This is a genomic window from Paraburkholderia fynbosensis, assembly GCF_902859935.1.
In the GTDB taxonomy this organism is placed as follows: Bacteria; Pseudomonadota; Gammaproteobacteria; order Burkholderiales; family Burkholderiaceae; genus Paraburkholderia; species Paraburkholderia fynbosensis.
Genome location: NZ_CADIKI010000047.1, coordinates 1 through 16,323, shown reverse-complemented (window position 1 = coordinate 16,323; position 16,323 = coordinate 1). Strand labels below are relative to the sequence as shown.

The 16,323-nt window shown below is 58.0% G+C and carries 18 protein-coding genes and 4 pseudogenes; 10 read left to right on the top strand and 12 right to left on the bottom strand.

What is annotated here, in order from left to right:
- The coding region (locus HV770_RS37345) for an NAD(P)-binding domain-containing protein (protein ID WP_175166418.1) at nt 1-261 on the bottom strand (261 nt) is incomplete at its 3' end.
- 586 nt (nt 262-847) lie between these two features.
- Between HV770_RS37345 and HV770_RS37340 the strand changes: the two genes are divergently transcribed.
- The 3 genes from HV770_RS37340 to HV770_RS37330 all read left to right on the top strand — a co-directional run bounded on the left by HV770_RS37340 (nt 848) and on the right by HV770_RS37330 (nt 3,429).
- A complete protein-coding gene (locus tag HV770_RS37340) occupies nt 848-1,684 on the top strand; it encodes a sulfurtransferase (RefSeq protein ID WP_175166417.1) in 837 nt (278 codons plus the stop codon).
- Nucleotides 1,685-1,984: 300 nt separating this feature from the next.
- Entirely contained in the window at nt 1,985-2,608 is a 624-nt protein-coding gene (locus HV770_RS37335) for a hypothetical protein (RefSeq protein ID WP_175166416.1), read from the top strand.
- A 200-nt stretch (nt 2,609-2,808) separates the two neighbouring features.
- Nucleotides 2,809-3,429 (top strand): nucleotidyltransferase domain-containing protein, encoded by a 621-nt coding sequence (locus HV770_RS37330; RefSeq protein ID WP_175166415.1) that lies wholly within the window; start codon nt 2,809-2,811, stop codon nt 3,427-3,429.
- 250 nt (nt 3,430-3,679) lie between these two features.
- On the opposite strand, the gene HV770_RS37325 is transcribed toward HV770_RS37330, so the two are convergent.
- A complete protein-coding gene (locus HV770_RS37325; protein ID WP_175166414.1) occupies nt 3,680-3,973 on the bottom strand; it encodes a YciI family protein in 294 nt (97 codons plus the stop codon).
- A 68-nt stretch (nt 3,974-4,041) separates the two neighbouring features.
- Here HV770_RS37325 and HV770_RS37320 point away from each other — a divergent pair, with 68 nt between their 5' ends.
- The 6 genes from HV770_RS37320 (at nt 4,042) to arsN2 (ending at nt 8,272) form a co-directional block, all read left to right on the top strand.
- Nucleotides 4,042-4,941 carry a LysR substrate-binding domain-containing protein gene (locus HV770_RS37320; RefSeq protein ID WP_175166413.1) on the top strand — a complete coding sequence of 300 codons (900 nt, stop codon included), beginning with the start codon at nt 4,042-4,044 and terminating at the stop codon, nt 4,939-4,941.
- 302 nt (nt 4,942-5,243) lie between these two features.
- Nucleotides 5,244-5,567, top strand: coding sequence for an ArsR/SmtB family transcription factor (locus tag HV770_RS37315; protein WP_175166412.1), 324 nt, complete (start codon nt 5,244-5,246; stop codon nt 5,565-5,567).
- 12 nt (nt 5,568-5,579) lie between these two features.
- Nucleotides 5,580-6,056: an ArsI/CadI family heavy metal resistance metalloenzyme gene (locus tag HV770_RS37310; protein ID WP_175166411.1), complete on the top strand. Its 477-nt coding sequence runs from the start codon at nt 5,580-5,582 to the stop codon at nt 6,054-6,056.
- A 23-nt stretch (nt 6,057-6,079) separates the two neighbouring features.
- Nucleotides 6,080-6,574: an arsenate reductase ArsC gene (locus HV770_RS37305; RefSeq protein ID WP_175166410.1), complete on the top strand. Its 495-nt coding sequence runs from the start codon at nt 6,080-6,082 to the stop codon at nt 6,572-6,574.
- A 22-nt stretch (nt 6,575-6,596) separates the two neighbouring features.
- The gene (arsB, locus tag HV770_RS37300) at nt 6,597-7,667 is read left to right on the top strand and encodes an ACR3 family arsenite efflux transporter (protein ID WP_175166409.1); all 1,071 of its coding nucleotides are present in this window, start codon (nt 6,597-6,599) and stop codon (nt 7,665-7,667) included.
- 155 nt (nt 7,668-7,822) lie between these two features.
- Nucleotides 7,823-8,272 (top strand): arsenic resistance N-acetyltransferase ArsN2, encoded by a 450-nt coding sequence (gene arsN2 / locus HV770_RS37295; RefSeq protein WP_175166408.1) that lies wholly within the window; start codon nt 7,823-7,825, stop codon nt 8,270-8,272.
- Between the two features lie 261 nt (nt 8,273-8,533).
- On the opposite strand, the pseudogene HV770_RS37290 reads toward arsN2, so the two are convergent.
- The 8 genes and pseudogenes from HV770_RS37290 to HV770_RS37255 all read right to left on the bottom strand — a co-directional run bounded on the left by HV770_RS37290 (nt 8,534) and on the right by HV770_RS37255 (nt 14,039).
- Nucleotides 8,534-9,242, bottom strand: a pseudogene (locus HV770_RS37290) (IS6 family transposase).
- On the bottom strand, nt 9,242-9,589 hold the full coding sequence (locus HV770_RS37285; protein WP_175166407.1) for a transposase: 348 nt from the start codon (nt 9,587-9,589) through the stop codon (nt 9,242-9,244). Before HV770_RS37285 ends, HV770_RS37290 begins: the two are co-directional and overlap by 1 nt.
- A 378-nt stretch (nt 9,590-9,967) precedes the next feature.
- A pseudogene (locus HV770_RS37280) lies at nt 9,968-10,177 on the bottom strand (transposase domain-containing protein); the annotation flags it as partial.
- A 3-nt stretch (nt 10,178-10,180) separates the two neighbouring features.
- Nucleotides 10,181-10,531 (bottom strand): annotated as a pseudogene (locus tag HV770_RS37275) (glycosyltransferase family 2 protein); the annotation flags it as partial.
- Nucleotides 10,532-10,590: 59 nt separating this feature from the next.
- Complete coding sequence (locus tag HV770_RS37270) at nt 10,591-11,637, bottom strand: glycosyltransferase family 2 protein (RefSeq protein WP_175166406.1); 1,047 nt, start codon at nt 11,635-11,637, stop codon at nt 10,591-10,593.
- 112 nt (nt 11,638-11,749) lie between these two features.
- Nucleotides 11,750-12,127, bottom strand: coding sequence for an NAD-dependent epimerase/dehydratase family protein (locus HV770_RS37265; RefSeq protein WP_175166405.1), 378 nt, complete (start codon nt 12,125-12,127; stop codon nt 11,750-11,752).
- A gap of 2 nt (nt 12,128-12,129) precedes the next feature.
- Complete coding sequence (locus tag HV770_RS37260; protein WP_175166404.1) at nt 12,130-12,705, bottom strand: FAD-dependent oxidoreductase; 576 nt, start codon at nt 12,703-12,705, stop codon at nt 12,130-12,132.
- A 353-nt stretch (nt 12,706-13,058) separates the two neighbouring features.
- On the bottom strand, nt 13,059-14,039 hold the full coding sequence (locus tag HV770_RS37255; protein WP_175166419.1) for a glycosyltransferase family 2 protein: 981 nt from the start codon (nt 14,037-14,039) through the stop codon (nt 13,059-13,061).
- 470 nt (nt 14,040-14,509) lie between these two features.
- Between HV770_RS37255 and HV770_RS37250 the strand changes: the two genes are divergently transcribed.
- Entirely contained in the window at nt 14,510-14,932 is a 423-nt protein-coding gene (locus HV770_RS37250) for a hypothetical protein (protein WP_484555944.1), read from the top strand.
- A 146-nt stretch (nt 14,933-15,078) separates the two neighbouring features.
- On the opposite strand, the pseudogene HV770_RS37245 reads toward HV770_RS37250, so the two are convergent.
- Together HV770_RS37245 and HV770_RS37240 are read right to left on the bottom strand one after the other, a co-directional pair.
- Nucleotides 15,079-15,249 (bottom strand): annotated as a pseudogene (locus HV770_RS37245) (IS5/IS1182 family transposase); the annotation flags it as partial.
- 168 nt (nt 15,250-15,417) lie between these two features.
- Nucleotides 15,418-15,714 (bottom strand): hypothetical protein, encoded by a 297-nt coding sequence (locus HV770_RS37240; protein ID WP_175166403.1) that lies wholly within the window; start codon nt 15,712-15,714, stop codon nt 15,418-15,420.
- Nucleotides 15,715-16,323 lie beyond the last annotated feature (609 nt).

Below are 16,323 nucleotides of genomic sequence, written 5' to 3'. Positions count from 1 at the left end.
TACAACCGTGGTTTCCGGCACGTCGTCGAACAGGCCGGCAGGCAGATCGAGCACCTTCTTTTCGGGAATCGTGACCACGATCACTGCTGCACCGCGGACCACATCCGCGAGTTCGGCTGGTTTCGCGCCGGTTTCGCGGGCGACATCGGCGAGCGTATCCGGCCCGCGCGAGTTGCCGATAAGCACCTCGTGCCCATGTTCGACCCAGCGCAGCGCCAGCACGCTCCCTATATTCCCCGCGCCAATGATGCCAATTTTCATACACCCTCCTGTTCTTTCAGTTGACTAAAGCGGGACGCGCGCAACGGCCATGCCCGTGCGAGCTGACCATCCCCGGACTCGCCATAGCCTGGCATCATCCGGGCTGAGATACTGGCCGTTCCGTCCCGCAGGACGGGCGGCCTTGGCCCGACAGCGCATCGCGGGTCCAGCCTTCCTGCGGCCTGTTCATGCGCAGCTTGTCATCGCCAAAACGCTTCAGGTTGTGGGTTGGATACGGACTCAGGAACTCCAGGCCTCGGGCGAATCGACTGAACCAGTCGCGCGGTGAAGTGGGCCAGCGCTGCCCGTGTAGTGAGTTTTCCTGGCCGGGCACAGCGTGACGCGACAGGCTCGTGCCGACCCACGCCGGTCAGACGACCCTCTCCAAAGTGGTCAGTCAGTCGAATCAGCGTTTTGCGGACTGGAGCACCATAAAGCGGACGTTGGCGACCTCACCCAATCGGCCAATTTCGGCCACTCGACGCCTCGACCGTAATCGTCAACAATCGGTCTATTAGCGCTATGGCCGCGAGGCTACTGCAACATTCGAAAAATCGACCTCTATAAATTCGGACTAAACGACACTATGGAACCGCTTGTTTCTGTTGCCTGGTTGCGAAAAAACCTGACGCGACCGGACCTGATCATCCTGGAAGCAGGACTGCCATCGGCCCTATCAGCCGGCGCAGCACCGCCGACTGAGGACGAGGGAATGCCGGGTTCTATATACGTTGATCTCAACAAGTATTTCGCAGACGAGGATCAAGTTTTACCTCACATGCTGGCGGCACCCTGCAAGTTTTCGGAGGATGCGCGGGCGTTAGGCGTAAACCGCGACCATACGATTGTCGTATTCGATAAATTTGGCATTTACGCAAGCCCTCGGCTGCGGCTGGCATTCAAGGCTATGGGCCACGACAAAGTCGCGGTGCTTGATGGCGGCTTGCCGGCTTGGCGAGCGACCAGTTCTGCCGGCTACCCTCGTGCATCTGACGCGTACCGACAGCCGGGCAATTTCGTCGCAAACTTTCGATCACAAGTGTTTTGCGACGCAGAATTTGTTTTCGAAGCGATGCAATCCCCCGACTATGCGATTGTTGATGCGAGGTCTTCGGGACGATTCAAAGGAACGGCTCTTGAGCCACGAGCGGGCTTGCGTGGCGGACATATTCCTGGCGCAGTAAATATGCCCTTCGACTCGGTACTCGATCAAGGAGTTATGCGTTCTGCGGACGAATTGCGAACTATCTTCGATGGGCTTTCTTTGGCATCAAAGCGACTCGTTTTTAGCTGCGGTTCCGGAGTGACGGCGTGTGTTCCCGCTCTAGCGGCAGAGGTGATCGGAGTAACTGATATCAAGGTTTATGACGGGTCTTGGTCTGAATGGGGTGCCCGACGTGACCTGCCAATAAGCGTCGACTGATGTGGCCCAGTCCCGCTTACATCCCAGGGGAAGCGGAAGGCTCATTGGTGAACTTCAGAGTCGACTCGAGCAGAGGTAGCCATCACGCCGGCCGAACGTCCGTATAAGAGAAATGTGAGAGGCTATATTGGGTCCGGGCTGCGACCTCCCCACGGCACCAGGGTCGAGACAGCATCGTCGGTCGGGGTGCGGCCACAAAGGGACGGTCGACGAAGTGATGTAGATCGTCGACAATGAGCCCTCGGTTCAACGCCCGCGCATCCAGACCCCCATGATTGAATACTCGAACAAAGGTGGCAAATGAAGCAAGTGCTTCTTGCCATGTCGCTCGTGTTACTCCTATGTGTCGGAGGATGCGTGCAGCACACGGCGGTCGACGTTCAGTCGCAGTCTTTAGCGAACGCATCGCTGGCTGGATGCCCCAATTTGAGCGGCCAGTACGCCGGTGCAGGTCGCATGGTGCGCGGGGATCCGACCCAGCAGATCGGGGCGAGACTGCCGATCAATTTGATATTTCCTATTGACGACATCGATGCATGGAAAGCAATGGTCGGCCGTTACAAGACGGACGATCATCACATCGTTACGCCTCCCGACTACGCCACCCTGACGCCGTCGAGCGAGAACCAGTACGTTGTCGCTACGTTCTACGGCGACGTCAAGATCGGCCAGTATCGGACTGGCTTCATGAAAGCGCAGCGTGTCACATGCAAAAGCGGTGTGATGCATCTTACTTTCGCGCGTGAAGAAACACGGTCCGACTATGGGCCGAATCACGTGACAACAGAAGAGACTTTGCAGATCGATACCAATGGTGATCTGATCGTCCGGCGCAACGTGGATGTCGAATATCACGCGCGGCTGCTCCAACTGCCCATGGGAACCGGTCACTTTTTCGAGGAATACCGTTTTCCGCGCATCTAGCCCGCGACGCGGCAGGTGCTGTTGCGATGATCACATCATCGGTTTCTGGCGGTATCCCCTGCGCGTTGAAAAGACAGTGGTGTCGAAGAAAGCGAATGCGGGTAGGAGGCTGATCTTCCGGGTTCGGCCAGGTTCGGCCGTTCGACCGCTGCGGACAAATCCGCGACAATCGTGGCATCATCACCACGTGTCGGTAGAAAATGACTAACAACGAGTTGATCGAATCTCTCGCCGAAGACTTACGTTTGACACACGGATGCCATACGGCGATCCTCTATGGCTCCCGCGCACGTGACGACTGGGAGGCTATGAGCGATATCGACGTAATTGCCTTTCGGGATGCCGGTGACCACCAGCGCGTTGCCTCGCGTTGGAATGGTGTGTTTCTCGATCTGTTCATACATTCAACAAATGACGAAGCCGATCCAGGCTGGATCAGGATCAACGGCGGGCGAATACTTTTTCAAAAAGACGGCTTCGGCGACAAGGTACTTGATGATGTGAAGGCGCTTTTCGACGCAGGACCTGAGGATGTGCCAACCACTGAGTTACAAGTAAGAAAAATCTGGGCAGAAAAGATGCTCGAGAGAGCAGCGAAAGGGGACGTCGAGGGGAACTTCCGGCTTCATTGGCTCTTATTCGCCTTGCTTGAGGACTACTTTGCCGTTCGTCGCAACTGGTACCTAGGCCCCAAACAGAGTTTTCGAAGACTAAGAGAAACCACCGAGACGCATTTCAGTATATTCGAGACTGCGCTGAAGCCGGGCGCTTCCCTTGACGCCGTGCGAGAGGTGATCGGCGTGACCTTCGAAGGCGTATAGCGGCCCACTAGCCGCCGGTCGAGGTCGCCATCCAATTTGAATAACCAAAAGCTCGTTCGCCCTTGCTCAATGGCCGGTCTCCCGCGAGCGAACTACCGGTGGCATTGCCGCAACCCGGCCAGAAGCAGTCGTTCGACGTCACCCCCTAAATTCGCCACAATCGATGCACTAGCGGCCTGGCGTTCGCGCCGCACCCACCTGGTGCGTGGAAAATGGCTTTACGCAGAGCCGCGTCGGACGACACGCAACCTCAAATACGTGCGCCGTCTGCGAAGACCTGTTTCCAGATCAACACGCGCACGGATCGACGCAAGCCAGTGGGCCAGAACGGATCAGCCCGCACCAATCGATCGACCGCGTCCGGGGTATCTGCCTCTACCAGCCAGAGCCCACCAGCCCCCGAGCCTTCGTTCTGGCGAAGCGGCCCGGCAGCCTTGATCATTGACGCATGTCTGCCTAGAAAGTCGAGGTGTGCCTGGATGTACCGGCTGCGCGTGTCAGCCGCGCATTTGTCGTTGTCTTCAAATAAAACGGCGAACAGCATCGTTGCATCTCCTTTGGGATGGATTCGCTTAGCTTAGTGCGGCATCATTGCAGCCTCAATGCAAAAAAATGCCGGTTAAAACTGCAAAAATGCCTGCTCTCGACTGGAACGATCTTCAGTACGTCCTCGCTGTCGCCCGAGATGGCGCCTACGCCGCAGCCGGGCGACGCTTGAGAACCGATCCGACAACCGTCGCGCGGCGGGTGCGTGCCATTGAATCAGCACTGCATGCGAAATTGTTCGAGCGCGGGACAAATGGCCAGATGCGTCCGACCGAAGCCGGCGAAGTCGTGATCGCACGTGCGAAAATGGTCGAGGCGCAGATTGGTGGCTTGAGCGAGGTCGTTGCAGACGCCGATGCTGCGGTGAGCGGCTCGGTGCGAGTGACCTCCGTGCCGGTGCTCGTCAATCGCGTGCTGGTTCCCGCAATGTCCGTGTTGCTCACGCGACACCCCGACTTGCGAATCGAACTGATTGCTGACCCGCGCGACCTGAATCTGAGCCGGCGCGATGCCGACATCGCAGTGCGCCTCGCGCGACCTGGTGACGCAGTAGGTAACCGCGTATTTGCCCGCCGAATCGGCATGCTTCGCTATGCCGTGTATGCGCCGGAAGCCCGCAAGGACGAGGCGCTGGATCTCCCGTGGGTGACGTACGAAGGCGGGATGGCAGCGCTTGCCCAGGCGCAATGGATCGATGAGGCAGCCCCACGCGGCGGCGGCTTCGCTGCCGTAGCAGTCAACGACGCGGAGTCGCTTCTGCAATGTGTGCAAGCCGGGCTCGGGCGGTCGTTGTTGCCATGTATCATCGCCGATCGCGCGGCGGGCCTTGCACGCGTCGACCTTGACGGCGTAGCGCTACTCGAGCGCGAAATCTGGACGTTGACGCATCCAGATGTGCGACACCTCGCGCGCGTATCGGCAGTGCTGGCGTGGATCGAAGCGACGCTGACCAGCGGCGAAATGTAGCGTCATGGTTAGGCTTGTCGGTCAGCCGACGAATGACCGTTTTCGGAAAGTCTGAGCGACCGAGATGGGTCGGACCGCGTCGGTCCGCTCTTCAAACTCACCGCCGGAAAGCGGCCATTGCAATTTTCGCTGCCTGAAAACGGCCGGTCGTCAATGCGTGCTCCCGACCCTGAACCGCCCTTCGACCCACCGTCTCGACCAGATCCGCTCTCAAAACCATAGCCGTCATTGGCCTCATGTCGACAGCGTCAGCGTTGTCGCGGCGGCTTGCTCTCGCGCCATATTTCAAATATATTGGAAATATGGAAGATAAAGACGTTATCCGCGCCCTCGCGGCGCTGGCCCACGAACTTCGCCTGCGTGTGTTTCGCATGCTGGTCGTCGCTGGTCCAACCGGCTTGACGCCGGGCGCCATGGCGGAACAGCTTGATGTTCCCAACGCGACGCTCTCCTTTCACCTGAAGGAACTGATGCACGCGGGGCTCGTCACGCAGGAGCGCGACGGGCGCAGCCTGATCTATCGGGCCGCCTATGACCAGATGAGCGCGGTGCTTGGCTTTCTGACCGAAAACTGCTGCCAGGGACAGGCTTGCCTTGAACCTGGCCCGGACTCATGCAAATGCTGAGGGAGAATCACCATGAAGCGCTTTCACATCCACGTGCACGTTGACGACCTCGCAGCCAGCGTCGCGTTCTATTCGAAGCTGTTCGCCGCCGAACCGGCGCGTGTCGAGGCGGACTACGCGAAATGGATGCTGGACGATCCCCGCGTGAACTTTGCAATTTCAACGCGCGGCACGAAAGCCGGTGTGGACCACCTCGGCTTCCAGGTGGACGACGCGTCCGAGCTTGCCGAACTCGCAAAGAGGGCTGAAGCCGCGGACATGGCCCTGCTCGATCAGGGCGAAACCACCTGCTGCTATGCGCGCAGCGACAAGCACTGGGTTCTCGATCCGCAGGGTATCGCCTGGGAACACTTCCATACGCTCGGCGGCGCTCCGGTATATGGCGAGAGCAGGCACGCATCCCCGTCGTCAGGGGCAACGTCCTGCTGTGGGCCGAGCGGCAGACCCGTTGGCGTCCCTGTTAAACATGCCGGTTCGGCATGTTGCTGAACACGCTGCCCAAAGACAACACCATGACCACGAACGTACTCATTCTCTGCACGCACAATTCCGCACGCAGTGTGCTTTCCGAAGGCATGCTGAATCATTGGGCGGAGAAGCTCGGCAAGGACGTGCGCGCGTATAGCGCGGGCAGCGCCCCGAGCGGCCGCATCAATCCGTTCGCGCTTGAAGCGCTGACGAACGCAGGTATCGACACGGGAGGCTATCGCAGCAAGAGCTGGGATGAATTCACGCAGGACGGCTCACCGCAGATGCGCATCGTCATTACGGTCTGCGACAGCGCAGCGGCAGAGCAGTGCCCGTTCTGGCCGGGAAGCCCTGTCAAGGTTCACTGGGGCTACGCCGATCCGTCGAACGCGCCAGGCGGTGACGAAGGCAAGCGGCACGCGTTCGAACTCACGCGCGAAGCGATCGGCTACCGCATGCTGCAACTGCTCGCGCTGCCACTGGAACGTCTGGATAACGCTGAGCTACAGCACGCTCTGAACGACATCCTTCAGAGCTGAATCCTTTCCACCGAGTCACCCCATGAACACTCCCAATATTGCCGCTTCGGAGAAGACGGCCGCGAAACCGGCCATCAGTTTCTTTGAGCGATACCTGACCATCTGGGTCGCGCTGTGCATCGTCGCCGGCATTCTGCTTGGGCAGGTCCTGCCTGGAGTCTTCCAGGCAATCGGCCGGATGGAATATGCGCACGTCAATCTGCCGGTCGGCCTGCTGATCTGGGTGATGATCATTCCGATGCTGGTAAAGGTCGATTTCGGCTCGCTGCATGAGGTGCGCCAGCACGTCAGGGGCATCGGCGTCACGCTCGTCGTGAACTGGCTGGTCAAACCGTTCTCGATGGCTCTGCTCGCATGGATCTTCATCAAGCATGCGTTCGCGCCTATGCTACCTTCCGGGCAGCTCGACAGTTACGTCGCGGGCCTGATCCTGCTTGCCGCCGCGCCCTGCACGGCGATGGTCTTTGTCTGGAGCCGGCTCACTGGCGGCGATCCGCTGTTCACGCTCTCCCAGGTTGCGCTGAACGACAGCATCATGGTGGTCGCCTTTGCGCCGCTCGTCGGCCTGCTGCTCGGCATCTCTGCGATTACGGTGCCGTGGGCGACGCTGCTCACGTCCGTCGTGCTCTACATTGTGATTCCCGTTATCCTCGCGCAGATCCTGCGCAAGGCGCTGCTCGTCAGAGGGCAGGCGGCGTTCGATGCCGCGATGACAAGGATCGGCCCCTGGTCCATCACCGCGCTGCTGGCGACGCTGATGCTGCTCTTCGCGTTCCAGGGCGAGGCCATCCTGAAGCAGCCGCTCGTCATCGTGTTGCTCGCTGTGCCGATCCTGATCCAGGTGTTTTTCAATTCCGCGCTTGCCTACGGGCTCAATCGCGCGGTCGGCGAGAAGCACAACATTGCGTGTCCATCGGCGCTGATTGGTGCGTCGAACTTCTTCGAACTGGCGGTCGCCACCGCAATCGGCCTTTTCGGCTTCAACTCAGGCGCCGCGCTCGCGACGGTCGTGGGCGTGCTGATCGAGGTGCCCGTCATGCTGCTCGTGGTGCGCATCGTCAACCGCTCGAAAGACTGGTACGAGTGCGCTTGAGGAATACGAAAACGCTATCGGGTATTTGATGCGATCGGTTCCGGTCGCCGATCGCGTTCGGCGTCGCTCCGCCCATTCACATCCTGCCGAATGCTTCGCGCCCATGTGGAATCCCTCCGGCTTTTGAGACTCAGTGGCATACCAGGACCTGCATCATGCATCTTCGATCAGCAGCCGCACCCGACCTCGCCGCGATAGAGGCACTACTCGAAGCCAATGATTTGCCTACGGTCGGCGTGGCTGAGCACTTGACGAATTTCATTGTAGGAGTGAGGCCATCAGGGACCATCGCGTGTGGCGGCGTCGAATATTACGCCGACTTCGCTCTCATGCGCTCGATTGTTGTTGCAAGGGATGCCCGTGGTGTCGGTCTCGGCAAAACCATCGTTGCCCATTTGCTGGCAGAGTGCCGAACACGGGCGATTCGATCGGTGGTGTTGCTGACTACTACGGCTGAGCACTATTTCTCGGGCCAGGGCTTTGCACCCGTTACGCGCGACGAAGTGCCGCCACCACTGCTGGCATCCAGCCAGTTCCAGGGCGTGTGTCCCGCGTCTGCTACCGAGATGCTGAAGGTGCTCGAAGGCGACGAGAGAGACCATTGACCTTCCGTTCAGCGTCTCGTTCCGCGCGAACATGAGTCACTCGAAGGAGAACGTGCAGCGCGATAGGAATGTAGGTTGATGGCCCAGAGCGTGTCAAAACGCCTGGCCACAGGGAATTGACAGGACCTGTCTCGGCGCAGGTCGCGGCGTGTGAGTTGCGGGAACACAAACGTCAAATCACAGCCACGCATATTGCAAAGGCTGAACGGTTGTGGTGCAAATAGGCTGTCTGGACGAGAAGGTCTCGATAAAAAGGATGCCTTATCGATAAGACAGGACCGCATTCCATACGGTGGGTACAGTGGCATCTTTGAGGCCGAGCTTTGCGAGATTGAATTGGCCTTTGCTAATGCATGCTGCCGGCCATAGTGATCGCGGCGTTCCTGAAACGCTTGGAGCCGAACATGGCATTGGTCCGGGACTTGATGTGGCGATGGTCCTGTTCGATCAGATTGTTGAGATATTTCGAAGATCGAACCTTCGTGCCCTCTGGCATCAGGCCGTCGGCCTTCATCTCGCGCACAGCACGGCGTGAGGCGGCATAGCCATCGAGTGTAATGGTTTGCGGCGGCCGCCCCTGATGTTTGATTGCCTTGTTGAAAAAGGCTTTGGACGCGTTCATGTCGCGTTTCCCCCTGAGCAGGAAGTCAACCGTCTGACCCGCCCGATCTACTGCCCAATAAAGATAGACCCATTTACCGCGGACTCTCAGGTACGTTTCGTCGACGCGCCACGACGTTCCCGCAGGCGTGCCGAAACGGTTCCAGCGCTTGACAAACTCCGGCGTGTAACGCTTCACCCAACGCAGGATCGTTGTGTGGGCGAGCGACAGGCCGCGCTCGGCCATCATCTCGACGAGATCACGCAGGCTGAGCTTGTAGCGTAGATACCAGCGCACGCACTGAATGATTACATCGCGGTTGAAGTGACGGCCTGAGAACAGATCGCCCATGTTTTTAAGCTTGCTCATTATCGAATCAGGAGATCGAGGAAGCAGCACTCTAACCGATCACATTCACTGTTTGCACCAGAACCATGATCTGCGTCGCTTAGCTGAAGTGGCACCAAAGCAGGTGGTATGGGCGCCGCCGCTGCTGGCTTCATTGCCACGATGTCGCTGCCCGTCGTCGTTGCGCCGCTCTCGGCTCTCTCCAACCAACGCCGCAGCAGGTTTGCATTGAGTTTATGCATCAACGCGATCGCGGCAACCGACACGCCAGGTCCCAGGCAGGCTGCCCCTACTTCCGCTTTGAATTCATTCGTGTACCGCCGCCGTTTGCGGCGACCCAAGGGGGCATCCTGGTCAATAGTGTTCACTTGTCCACCTATTCGTTAGTGGACACGATGCTCCCAAGGCTGCTGCGTCGGTTCAAGATACCATCACCAGGCGCTTACAACGGTGCTATGTGCCTCCACTTATAGAAAGCGGCCGTTTCAGAATCGCTTACATTCCAGTGAGCACTAAAAGCGGGTGCGTCGCGGAGAGACCAAAACGCAAGGCGGATAGTGCGCTTCCCGCTGACAATTTTGGCGTATGTACGACGAGCGTTGCCCGAACTGCAGCTGCAGACAACGGGCAATTGAGGAGGGTTCACGGGGAATGCTTTCCCGGCGAGCTCAAAGAATCTATCTAACTTCACGTGGACAACGGGTAAGCGCTGCGTCAGTGACGTCTTGACTGGAGGACCGTGATCTTCAGGCTTCGGCGCGTAGCCGATCGGCGACGGCCCACGGTGTGAGTTCGTCGATGCGGTTGATCGCGTGCTCTGCGATGCGTGCGAGCGCGTAGCGCAGATAGGCCTCAGGATCGATGCCGTTGAGTCTTGCAGTGCCAACGAGGCTGTAGATGGCAGCAGCATGTTCGCCGCCGGAGTCTGCTCCAGCGAACAGATAGTTTCGGCGACCCGTCTGGTCAATGATGTCCAGCGGGAACTGAACCTTGGCGAGATTCTCCCTGTTGAAACGCTGCATCACTTCCGTCACCGCACCCGGATATAGCACATCGTCGGCGTCCTGGAACAGCACGTAGTCTGACTTGACGAGATTAAGCCCCAAGTTGTAGGCCGACACCTGTCCGCCGTTGTCCTTGAAAATAGATGTCACGCGCGATCCATAGGCTTCCATGACTGCGCGAGAGCCGTCGGCCGATCCGTCGTCGATGACCATAATGCGAGTGTGCATGTACTTCTGCGCGAGGGCCGAATCGATCGCCTCGGCGAGAAACTGTTCGTAGTTGTAGTTGCCGATCACAATGGTCATTTCTTTCATTATGACTCACACAGAAAAGCAGACTGCGATCTAATGGGCCCAAGATCCGTTCAGGTAAAGCGGCGTCGGATGAGCGTGCTTGCAATGTTCTTGGGTGCGAGCAAGGTGGCGATGCTCCATCCCGCAATCAGGAACCGAAAGCCGGGACGCTCAAAACTTGGGCGAAAGGGAATCGCCAATGCGTCGCGGAGCGCGCGGACCCGGCTGTCGCCGGGTAGTGGATGCTGTTCCGGGGTCAGCCGCAACGAGGCAACCCGCAGTTGAAGCAGATGAGGCGCTGAAAACAGCGTGCTAAGCGGCGGTGGCGGTAATCCGGTCATCCTGCAGGCCCTGCATGCGGCATTGTGACGCTTTAGTGCACGTGTGATCTCGCGCCCGAAATTGCTCGTGTTCGCATTCATAGCGCTATCGTTCGCACCGTGCATGCGATAAAGCACCAAGGGTGCGGCAATTGTCTCGACGTCGCCCAAGAAGGGGGCCATGGCGATGCAAGTAGAATCCGTGAATGAATCGCAACTCGCGTCCAGGGGAAAGATTCTTTCGAGGAAGCTGCGTGCCCACGCGTTTCCCGAGCCCGGCGGCGTCGGATACTCCGAAATCCTATAGGCCCAGTGACGAATCGACTCCGACGACAGTCCCGGTGGGACATTCGGTATCACATTTCGAATCTTCGGAATAATACTTTGTATGGGACGCCCCTGCGCGTCGACTCGCTCCATCAATACCTGTACCTTACTGAGGCCGGTTCGCCAAACTGAGGCGATCGAGCGCAGCGCGCCTGGCACCAGCACGTCGTCCGCATCAAGGAAGATCACGACGTCGCCCGCGCTCCGATCGAAGCCCACGTTGTTCGCTTCCCGCTGGCCACCGTTCTCTTTGAAGATGGCCGTAATTTTTTCGCCAAATGAACGAATCACCTCCGCGGAGTCGTCGGTCGAGCCGTCGTCCACGACGATGACTTCCATGTTGGGCCAATCCTGTGCTAGAGCGCTATCAATGGCCTGCCGAACAAAACGCCCGTAATTGTAGTTGGCAATGACGACAGAGAAAAATAGTTCATCGCGGTTCGCGAGATATTCGCTGTATCGAACTTTCATCAAGTACCTCCAGTCTGCCGCCCTACGGGCGTACCCCCCTTCACCGCGACACCGGTTTAGGTAAGCCTTCGTCCTGGACAGTAAGCCGCCGGCCCTAAGCGCTATTATTAAGTCACCTCATGCAAGCGGGCGGGTTCTTGCTGCCGTCGCTCGGCGACGTGTCGCCGAGCGAACCATCCATATCACTTTCGAACTCAAATCCAGTCGAGCGGAGTTTCCAGTTGTCGAGGCGGCAAAGACCCATTGGAAGACGTGGAGAGATGCACTTACCCAGCGCGAACCCTTTGATCAGATCAAAAACGAGTGGCACATAAAAGAGCGGTTGACGGCGAATACGATCATAGACCTCCTTGTAGGTGGGTGATGCTGTGTCCGCAATGTTGAACGCATCGATTCCGGTCGCGCTACTGCCATAAAGTGAAATCTGCAATAAATGGATGACAGCCCTCGCAACGTTATGAACGGAAATGTAATGACAATTCGGATACATCCTCACAATTCGTTCGGCGCCCCCCATCCGATGGCTTGTTCAAGATAGCTCGGGCGTTGTACCAGCGCAATCCTATAAACGTCGACATGCATATGCTGTGTATACTTTGAAAGTATGTCTTCTCCCTCCCGCTTGCTCCGAGCATATTCACGCATGGTGCTGCTTTCGGCGCTCATCCCAATCCGGTTGCCGGACAGTAATGGCCCCCGGTCAAGGCGCCGCGCTGCACCCGTGCAGTAATATGTCAGGGGGTCCATATTCAACGGCCACCCTGAATTGGGCACCCATTCCCGCTGAGCGAAGTCGATAGGGTCGAATTGCGCAAACTGGCCCGCGCGCGCCATTGCGAAGCCGCCGAATACCCGGTTGTCATCTTGAACTTCTACCGCATCACCTGTTTCATGCTCGGCTGTTTCTTCCAAATTGTCACTTTCGACGATCAGCAAGCGCAGGCCTTGGCCCGATAGCTCGCGAGCCGTAATCAGTCCGGCAACACCCGCCCCGATGATCAAAAGGTCAAACGCTGTCCCAGCTATTCTTGCGCCGCTGTACCGCTCAAAATTGATGTAACAATTCATCAGTCTATCCTCGTGCCGTTTTGGACAGAACGTTGGCCGCCGTCAAGGCGAGCGGTCGTCAGTTTGTCCGTAATGCACTATGACGAATTGGTGCGGCAAACGGCTTTCGCGAATCGCTCGGGCCACTGCCCTCGAAAGGAATGACAGGCTACGCGCGAAAAAACGGCGTGAATTCAATGTGTTGACTCGACTTATCATGGATTGGACGCGACCATTTCCCTGCGAGTCCGTCAGTCGGTGTGCGCGGTGCGCAAACGGAGTCCGCTTTCTTTTCCGCTCGCCGATTCGTGCCGCCGCGGTCCCAATGGGCGCGTTCGGCGTTAAATGACGGGCCGGATGGCTCATTTGCTGTGTCAGCGGCGGTTAAAGCGTCTCACGACGCAATAAAAGATCCACGGATGGATCTTGAGCATGGTCATGACGATGAAAAGCTTCAGATGCCGATCGGCAAACATGCCGAGCAGGTGCTTCACGTGCAGTTTCTCCGATACGCTTTGCAGAATGGGGCTCGCGAGGTGGTAGGTCGGCGCGGCGATCGCGGTCTGAAACGCGATCGCGCGGAATGCCCAGCTGTATTTGAGCCGGAAGAAGAGGCGCTTGTAGTCGGTAATCGGGAGGGACGCGGTACTTTTTTCCACGCGGTCCATGATGGCAAAAAGGTCGACAACCTGTGGGTTGAAGCGTCTCGAAATTCCTGATTCACGGACCATGTATGAATAGAGCTTGTCCGGAATGAGGCGCACCACTTTCGAGTTGGCGAGCGTTTGCACCGACACGCAAACGTCTTCGAAGATGAGACCGCACGGATGCTCGGCTGCGACGAAGATGGAGCGCCGCACAAGCTTGTTCCAGCAAAAGGCTGGCAGCTTGAGTTCGAGGATTTTCTGGACGGCTTCCACGCCGGTGATGATGCCGTCGCCAGAGTCGATTCGAGCGGATGCGGTGCCATCGGGACTGATGCGCTCGGCGGCGAAAATGACAACATCGGCGTCGTGCTGGTCGGCTTCGCGCAGCACGGTGCGAATGAGATCGCGATGGACGTGGTCGTCGCTGTCAACGCAGAGCACGTAGTCGCCGCGCGCTTCCGATGCGGCGATTTTTCGCGTTTCAGCGAGCCCTTTGTTGTCGATGTTTCTGACTAGCTTCCAGGGAATGCGATCCTGTTGCGCGAGAACGCGGCCGGCGATTTGACCGGAGCGATCGGGGCTGCCGTCGTCGACGGCGATGATTTCGAAATCGGTGCAGGATTGTGACAGCAGCGAGTCGAGACAGTCCTCGATATAGTCCTCGACCTTGTAGATAGGGAGCAGAACGCTGATTCTCGGTGCGGACATAGACAATGCTCCTGGAGATAAAAACCCTTGTTTCGCGAAGAAACTAACTAACCACGAACGATGTTGTAGGAGCAAACCAGGCCGACTTGAAGTGCCGGGCGTCTAGGTCTACCAGTATCGCCAGGAACCGAAATAAGCAGACAATTGTGAAACGGGCCACTGTTGTCGCGGCGCAATCACAGGACAAAGTCGACCAGCACGCGACCAGGAAACGAGTTCCTCAAGAGATTTGTATATGCTTCACTGCACCGATATCAAAGGACCGGCGCAAACTGGTGAGGTATTGGCGCTTCCACCACTTTGGTAGTGGTTCAGGCGTATATCAAACAGGAATCATCTCAGTGAAACCGTTTTGCCATGATTAGGCGAATATGCCAACAGATATAAACCGGTGTGAGAGCGACGTGTCGACAAATTAGCTGGATAACCTGCGCCCAAGGCTATTCGCACTAGTTTGGGTCTTCGTACAGATGGACAGTCAGAGCACGGTCGTCAACAAAGGGCCGATATTGGCCACACAGGTCAGCCTGCAGGCCGCCGACGCCAACGTCTATGCGTTGGCGGTCAAGCACAATGCGATCCGCGCGACGGGCACGGCGAATCGTGATGGCCACGTGTGGCTCGTGGCCGAGAACGGGCGAGTTGACCAGTTCGGCAAGACGGCCGCGAGCAACGCAGACGGCAGCGGTGGAACCGTTGCTACGCAAGCGGCACAACTGGCGTTCGGCAGGCACGCAGCGGTTCATGCAGGGCAATGGAATCTCTCGTCGCCTGCTTTCACGATCGATGATGTCGCCGCGCATGTGTTGCAGCACAGTCTTAACGCGGGCACTTCAGTGGACGTGACCACAACAGGCACCAACGGCGCGACGGGTGATCTAGCAGGCTGTTGAAAAGCGCCCGGTGATGACGACCGAAGCTATGTTCAGGAGACTTGCGCACGCAATTTCCCGCTGAATTACCGGTTCGCCGCGCGATCTGCGCGGGGCATGCGCTCGCATGCAGCCCTTCTGGCACACAGTCTTCGTGCTGTGGCGGCTCATCGCGTCGCTCCTTGCCGCACCACACCTGGCATTCGGGCCATGCGGGTCAGATTGCTCGCAACCATCGTCAGCTCGAAGTGCTGGTCGACGCGCTCGATGCCGCGATAGACCGTCTGCCGAATCCGTCCGATGGTCTTGCCCCGGCTGTGTCGCGATAAGCGAGCCCGTTATCCGAAAACGACCAATACGATTGATAAACCAGATGCTGAATGGGGCCGAAAGTGGCGCGAGTAACGCAGGCGGTCAGTCGTCCAACACCGCACGCCTCAGATGGAAAACCCGCCGGCGTTTCCGCTCGGCGGTGATTCCTTCAAACTCGACCGCCCGAGGCGTACTCAAGCCGCCTTGGCACTGGCCTCCTTCGCGAGCAGGCGCCGCGCCTGCTGATCGCCCTTTCCAGCTTCCTGCGCAGTTTGTACTGAGGTTTCGCTGGCTTCTGCCATCAATGCGCGAGCGGCGCTGCTGATGTTGACCGTATACGACGACGAAGAGGCGCTGGTGCTCGATTCTGTAGACGACGAACCGGTCGTGCCGGTGCGCGATACCGGCGTCGTCGACGCAGAACCCGAATTTGATATGACGGACGAGCCCGACCCCTGTACCGCACCTTGACCGACTGCCTGAATGGACATCTTAATCTCCCGATAGAAAACATTAGTACTGCGTCTGCCTATCGGCCCCAGCATGTAAGACTTGAGAAGTTAATTTTTTGAATTTTTGACGGTTCTTAAGTATCTGTTAAGGCTCATCCGAAACGCTGTTTTGAGCGGCGTCGAATCAGTGAACCAGAGTAGGCGGGCCGCCTAGTAGAGGCATAGCGGTCGCGTCCTTCCAAAAGCAGAGAAATGCGCCGGTGAAACCTGTGGACGTCCTTCGTTCGGGCTAACGGCAATTTCTTGAGGACGTCGACGACATTCGGGTGCCTCAGGAATCTGTGGCCTAGACTGTTGCGCATGACTTCGGCCCACGCTCACCGTGCTTCAACTGAGTCAGGTATGTAGGCGGGACGGCTCTGTCGCGATAAAACTCAAAGAGCGAGCGTGATAGATATACGAAGTACTGCTTATATTGCGAGGTCGTAGAATTGGTGAGCGGCGGACGGATGGGTCCCGCGAGCACATTCCATCTGTCCTTATATGAACGCCTCCCGTTTGCGACGGTTTTCGCGTGCTACGACTGTGGCAGGATGGGTTGCAGCTTTATATTCGGGCTTATTGCAGCCTGATACGCTGCGGCCCACT

Coding starts and splice junctions, on each gene's coding strand:
- HV770_RS37340 (WP_175166417.1), top strand. CDS start 848: ATGGAACCGCTTGTTTCTGTTGCCTGGTTGCGAAAAAACCTGACGCGA.
- HV770_RS37335 (WP_175166416.1), top strand. CDS start 1,985: ATGAAGCAAGTGCTTCTTGCCATGTCGCTCGTGTTACTCCTATGTGTC.
- HV770_RS37330 (WP_175166415.1), top strand. CDS start 2,809: ATGACTAACAACGAGTTGATCGAATCTCTCGCCGAAGACTTACGTTTG.
- HV770_RS37325 (WP_175166414.1), bottom strand. CDS start 3,973: ATGCTGTTCGCCGTTTTATTTGAAGACAACGACAAATGCGCGGCTGAC.
- HV770_RS37320 (WP_175166413.1), top strand. CDS start 4,042: ATGCCGGTTAAAACTGCAAAAATGCCTGCTCTCGACTGGAACGATCTT.
- HV770_RS37315 (WP_175166412.1), top strand. CDS start 5,244: ATGGAAGATAAAGACGTTATCCGCGCCCTCGCGGCGCTGGCCCACGAA.
- HV770_RS37310 (WP_175166411.1), top strand. CDS start 5,580: ATGAAGCGCTTTCACATCCACGTGCACGTTGACGACCTCGCAGCCAGC.
- HV770_RS37305 (WP_175166410.1), top strand. CDS start 6,080: ATGACCACGAACGTACTCATTCTCTGCACGCACAATTCCGCACGCAGT.
- arsB (WP_175166409.1), top strand. CDS start 6,597: ATGAACACTCCCAATATTGCCGCTTCGGAGAAGACGGCCGCGAAACCG.
- arsN2 (WP_175166408.1), top strand. CDS start 7,823: ATGCATCTTCGATCAGCAGCCGCACCCGACCTCGCCGCGATAGAGGCA.
- HV770_RS37270 (WP_175166406.1), bottom strand. CDS start 11,637: ATGAAAGTTCGATACAGCGAATATCTCGCGAACCGCGATGAACTATTT.
- HV770_RS37265 (WP_175166405.1), bottom strand. CDS start 12,127: ATGTATCCGAATTGTCATTACATTTCCGTTCATAACGTTGCGAGGGCT.
- HV770_RS37260 (WP_175166404.1), bottom strand. CDS start 12,705: ATGAATTGTTACATCAATTTTGAGCGGTACAGCGGCGCAAGAATAGCT.
- HV770_RS37255 (WP_175166419.1), bottom strand. CDS start 14,039: ATGTCCGCACCGAGAATCAGCGTTCTGCTCCCTATCTACAAGGTCGAG.
- HV770_RS37250 (WP_484555944.1), top strand. CDS start 14,510: ATGGACAGTCAGAGCACGGTCGTCAACAAAGGGCCGATATTGGCCACA.
- HV770_RS37240 (WP_175166403.1), bottom strand. CDS start 15,714: ATGTCCATTCAGGCAGTCGGTCAAGGTGCGGTACAGGGGTCGGGCTCG.